This is a genomic window from Occallatibacter sp. (genome assembly GCF_049802275.1).
Taxonomy (GTDB): domain Bacteria; phylum Acidobacteriota; class Terriglobia; order Terriglobales; family Acidobacteriaceae; genus Telmatobacter.
The window spans coordinates 1-1,885 of sequence record NZ_JBARMD010000350.1; the positions used below are offsets into that span (position 1 = coordinate 1).

Sequence of the window (1,885 nt, forward strand, 5' to 3'; positions counted from 1 at the left end):
CAATTGCTCCAGGTGGGTGCGTTCGAATCTTCGAAATCCGCCATGAACACATTCGCCCCAGAGTTCAGAGCGTTGATGACCATCTTTCTTTCCGCGGGACCGGTAATTTCCACTCTGCGATCAACCAGGTCGTGCGGAATTGGAGCTACTGCCCACTCCGCCTGGCGAATGTGATGCGTCTCTTTGGGGAAGTGAGGGAACTTTCCGGCATCGTATCGGGCTTGACGCTTATTGCGATCGCAGAGCAGATCCACTCTTCTGGATTCGAACACCCGGTGCATGGAGCGCAGAAACTCCGTTGCCTCGGGAATGAGGATTTCGCATTCAGCTGTTTTGGTTTGGGTCGCGTTTTCAAGCACTGGTACGGTAGCACTCATTTGAGGTTTCCTCTCTCTGGGCTTGTCATGGGTCTGATTTGAGGGGGGAGGGCTTCTTATCAATCGCCCGATACTGGTATGACGAAATCCGGATCAACCGCCGTCCACTCTGGTGTCGGTTCAAACTGCTCTTCTTCCGTGGATCCGGGGAGCGCCTGAAGCGACGACTGACCTGCCGCAATGGTGTTGGCGATGTCGTCGAAATAGCCTGTACCGACAAATCGCTGGTGTTTCACCGCGCCGTATCCAACCCGCTCAGCTAATTCGAATTCGCGCTCCTGCAATTGTGAATAGGCAGACATTCCAGTTTGCGCGTATTCGTGGGCCAGTTCGAAGGCGGATAGATTCAGCGAATGAAATCCTGCCAGTGTCACGAACTGGAAACGGTAACCCATCCCGGCAAGCTCACGCTGAAATTCAGAAATCTCACACTGGTTCAGTTTGGCTTTCCAATGAAAAGAAGGGGAGCAATTGTAGGCAAGGAGCTTTCCGGGATAGGTTGAATGGATAGCCGCGGCGAATTGCCTTGCCTCCCTGAGATTGGGCTCAGATGTTTCGCACCACAGCATATCAGCGTATGGCGCGAAGGCGAGGCCCCGAACGATGGCTGCATCCAAACCGCCCCGGAAGCCAAAGAATCCTTCTGATGTGCGGCGGCCTGTGAGAAAGCTCGCATCCCTCATATCGGAGGCGCTGGTGATGAGTTGTGCGGCATTGGCGTCCGTTCTCGCGATCAAGACAGTCGGCACGCCAAGCACGTCAGCGGCGAGGCGAGCGGCAACCAGTTTCTGAATTGCCTCCTGAGTAGATACCAGCACCTTGCCCCCCATGTGCCCACACTTCTTAGCGGAGGAGAGCTGATCTTCGAAGTGGACCGCGGCCGCTCCGGCTTCGATCATCGCCTTCATCAATTCGAATGCGTTAAGGGCACCCCCGAATCCTGCTTCCGCATCCGCGACGATGGGCAACATCCAGTCAATGGAGGCCTGTCCCTCGGAATGGGCAATCTGGTCCGCACGCATGAGAGCGTTGTTAATGGAACGGACCACACTGGGCACGCTGTTGGAAGGATAGAGGCTCTGGTCGGGATACATCTGGCCACCGAGGTTTGCATCTGCCGCGACTTGCCACCCGCTCAGGTAGATCGATTTCAAACCTGCCTTGGCCATTTCAATGGCCTGATTTCCTGTCAGTGCGCCAAGGGCGGCGATGTATCTCTCCTGGTGAAGCATGCTCCAGAACTTCTCTGCGCCGGCGCGCGCGAGCGAATGCTCTACGTGAACAGATCCGCGAAGACGCCTGACGTCTGCGGGCTCATATGTGCGAATCGTCCCTTCCCAGCGAGGCGAATTCCAATTGATTTCGTGAGAAGCGCTGCTGCGCATGTTCATCTCCTTGGTGTCGATTGCTTGCATCGGCTTCGCAATGTGATGTGAGTAAATCGCAATGTGACACAGGACACAAGAGCGGGCAGTCCGAATCGGACGGGTGGACACGTATACCCAGAC

The 1,885-nt window shown here is 55.7% G+C and carries 1 protein-coding gene and 1 pseudogene; both read right to left on the reverse strand.

The window, feature by feature from the left end:
* A pseudogene (locus WA354_RS12220) lies at positions 1–377 on the reverse strand (malate synthase A); the annotation flags it as partial.
* Between the two features lie 59 nt (positions 378–436).
* On the reverse strand, positions 437–1,885 hold a 1,449-nt coding region (gene aceA, locus WA354_RS12225; RefSeq protein ID WP_472813290.1), incomplete at its 5' end, for an isocitrate lyase.